The following is a 3398-nucleotide window of genomic DNA, read 5'->3' on the forward strand; positions in this document are numbered from 1 at the left end:
CGCCCGCCTGGCCGGGCACTCCCTGCCCGAGCTGACCCGCGTCGAGGTCACCGGCCTCGCCGGCGTCCTGGACGGCATCGCCGCGGGCGCCGGCCCGGTCGCCGCCGCGATCACCGAGCACGCCCTGACCCGGCTGCGCCGCCTGGCCGACGCGGGCCTGGGCTACCTCACCCTCGACCGCCCCACCCGCACCCTGTCGGGCGGCGAGGCCCGCCGCGTCAAGATCGTCCGGTACCTCGGGTCCACCCTGACCGGGCTGACGTACCTGTTCGACGAGCCCAGCACCGGCCTGCACGCCGCGGACGTGGACCGCCTCACCGGCCTGCTGCGCCGGCTGCGCGACCGCGGCAACACCGTCATCGTCGTCGACCACGACCCGGCCGTCATCGCCGCCGCCGACCACGTGATCGAACTCGGGCCCGGCGCCGGCACCCGGGGCGGACGGCTGCTGTTCACCGGCGACGTCCCCGCCCTGCGCGCCGCCCGGACGCCCACCGCCGGCGCCCTCACCCGGCCCGTCCGGCTCAACACCCGGCCCCGCCGCCCCACCGGCCGCCTCACCGTCCACATCCCCGCACCGGACGAGGCCGTCCCGGCGGGTGAATCCAGCGGGACGGCCTCACCCGCCGTACCGGCCTCACCCGCCGTACCGGCCTCACCCGCCGCGCACAACCTGCACCCGGCGACCGTCCGGTTCCCCACCGGCGTGCTCACCTGCGTCACCGGCGTCGCCGGAGCGGGCAAGACCACCCTGGCCGCGCGGCTGCTGCCCGCCGCCCACCCCGCCGCCGTCGTCGTCGACCAGTCGCCCATCAGCGCCTCCCGCCGCTCCAGCCCCGCCACCTACCTCGGCCTGCTGGACCCGCTGCGCCGCCTGTTCGCCGCCGCCCACGACGTCGACCCCGGCTGGTTCAGCCACAACTCCACCGGCGCGTGCCCCGACTGCGACGGCGCCGGGACCATCACCACCGACCTGGCGTTCCTCGACCCCGTCACCACCGTCTGCCGCACCTGCCACGGCACCCGCTACCGCCCCGAGACCGACTGGTACCCGCTGCGCGGCCACACCATCGCCCAGGTCATGGCCATGACCGCCGCCCGCGCCGCCGAGGTGTTCCCCGAACCCGGCATCCACGCCCGGCTGACCGCCCTGGAGCGCACCGGCCTGGGCTACCTCACCCTCGGCCAGCCCCTCACCACCCTGTCCGGCGGCGAACGCCAACGCCTCAAACTCGCCGACCACCTGCACCGCACCACCGCCTCCGGCCGCCCCCGCGGCGACCGCGACGGCCGCGCCCCCCACAGGCCGGGCGGAGCGGGTGGCCCCGACGGGCCGGGCGGCGGACTCTACGTCCTGGACGAGCCGACCGCCGGGCTCCACCGCGACGACGTCGCCGCCCTCATCGCCCTGCTCGACCGGATCGTCGACGACGGCGGCACCGTCATCGCCGTCGAGCACGACCTCGACGTCATCGCCCACGCCGACCACATCATCGAGATCGGCCCCGGCGGCGGCACCCGCGGCGGACGCGTCACCTTCACCGGCCCGCCCGCCGCACTGCTCCACGACCCCGCCTCACCCACCGCGCCGCACCTGCGCCGCGCCATCGGCCACCCGGCCGGGGCGGACGCCGGGCGCGGGCCGTCCGTCAGCCGCTGAGCAGCGCGAACAGGCCCGCGCACGTCAGGCACACCATCACCGCCGCCAGCGGCGCCTGCCCCGCCAGGCGCCGCCGCGGCGGGACGGTCCGCAACGCCAGGTCGTGCGCGACGGCCGTCCCCGCCAGGTGCCCCAGCACGACCGCGTTCACCTGCACCATCGCGATCACCGCCGGGGACAGGAGCCCGTAGTCGACCACGTTCCCCGTCGAGCCGAGCAGGTTCCAGCCCCGCCCGAGCGGGTCACTCGCCAGGATCACCGTCGTCTGCCCCTCCAGCAGCAGGAACGAGAAGTAGTGCGCGACCGTGTACCCCAGGGCGATCGGCAGCAGCGACCCGGCGAACCGGCCCGTCCACTCGCGCGGGTCCTGCCCCGACCACCGGGCCCCGGCCCCCATCGCCGCCAGGTACAGCACCGCGACCGCGCCCACCGACACCAGCAGCCCCGCCGTGCCCGCCGGGACGTCCGACGGGTCCACGCTGTCGCGCCAGTACGTCGTCCGCGTCACGCCGTCGAACCCCGTCGAGCCGATCAGCACGCACGCCGTCGCCGCCAGCCCCGGCTCCCCGCCGGTCCCCACCAGGCCCGTCAGCGGCGTCCGCCACACCAGGACCCCGTCCGGACGCCGCCCCACCGGACACATCCGCGCCAGCAGCGACGAGTACGCCTCGAACCCGTCGCCCCGCGCGAACCAGTCCCGCCCGAACCACACCGCCGCCCCGACGTTCACCGCCGCGTACCCCGCCAGCAGCCCTCCCACCAGACGCGGATCGCTGCGCCCCGGCGCGACCAGCTCCAGCCACACGAACCCCAGCAGCCAGCACGCCGCCGGCCACCACCCCAGCCGCTTCGGCACCGCCCGCACCCCGGACGGAGCGACCCGCGCGACCCGGCACACCGCCGCGTGCAGCGTCCGCAGCGGGTTCACCCGCCGCCACACCGGCCCGCACAGCACACTGGCCGGCACCAGCCCCACCCAGAACGTCACGAACAACGCCCACGGCGCCAGGTTCCGCGCGTCCGAGGACGGCCCCGCGAACGCCACCCCCACCACCGCCGCCGACAGCGCCAGCACCACCCAGCGGCACGCCGACGTCAGCCCCGGGGCGTCCAGCAGCCGGGCCAGGCCCTCCGGCAGCGGACGGCCCGCGTCCGGACGCAGCCGCGGGCGCGTCCACGCCACCGTCAACGCCAGGAACGTCACCGCGACCGCCGCGCCGCCGCCCGCGATCGCCGTCACACCGTCCAGCGGCAGATCCGTCCGGCCGCCCAGCCCGTGCGCGAGCACCCCCGCGCCGTCCGGCACCCGCCTTCCGCCACCGGACGCGCCGAGCGCCGCACCGGTCAACGCGCGCATCACTCACCCCACCTGCAGCTCGAACACCCGCGTGCCCGAAGGGTGCAGCTCCGCCTCGAACACCCCCGGCACCGAGGCGACCAGCCGCAGCATCGCCGGGCGCCCCGCGGCCAACTCCAGCTCCCGGTCATAGCCGTGCAGGTGGAACTCCTCGGCGACGTCGCTGGTCACCGTGATCAGCACCGTCGCGCCGCGTCGCACCTTCACCCGCCGGGACGCCGTCACCACCCGTCCCTTCACCACCGACACGCGCACCTCGGTCACCCCGGCGGGCGCGCTCCCCGCCCCGCCCGTGGGTCCTCCGACCGAGGGTCCGTTGCCCGGCGAGGCCCCGCCGGCTGGCGCGCCGGACGCCGTCGCGCCGGGCGAGCCGGACGGTCC

At 77.2% G+C, this 3398-nt stretch carries 1 protein-coding gene and 2 pseudogenes; 1 reads left to right on the top strand and 2 read right to left on the bottom strand.

What is annotated here, in order from left to right; genetic code table 11:
• Positions 1-1660: pseudogene (locus tag DZF91_RS40415) on the top strand (hypothetical protein); the annotation flags it as partial.
• On the opposite strand, the gene DZF91_RS26395 reads toward DZF91_RS40415, so the two are convergent.
• Together DZF91_RS26395 and DZF91_RS26400 are read right to left on the bottom strand one after the other, a co-directional pair.
• Entirely contained in the window at positions 1650-3017 is a 1368-nt protein-coding gene (locus DZF91_RS26395; RefSeq protein WP_235834581.1) for a hypothetical protein, read from the bottom strand. The pseudogene DZF91_RS40415 and the gene DZF91_RS26395 overlap by 11 nt on opposite strands.
• A gap of 3 nt (positions 3018-3020) precedes the next feature.
• Positions 3021-3398: pseudogene (locus DZF91_RS26400) on the bottom strand (hypothetical protein); the annotation flags it as partial.

It is taken from the genome of Actinomadura logoneensis, assembly GCF_003428695.1.
GTDB lineage: Bacteria > Actinomycetota > Actinomycetes > Streptosporangiales > Streptosporangiaceae > Spirillospora > Spirillospora logoneensis.

Excerpts from the sequence above, each read along its gene's own strand:
- DZF91_RS26395 (WP_235834581.1), bottom strand. The coding sequence starts at position 3,017 with ATGCGCGCGTTGACCGGTGCGGCGCTCGGCGCGTCCGGTGGCGGAAGG.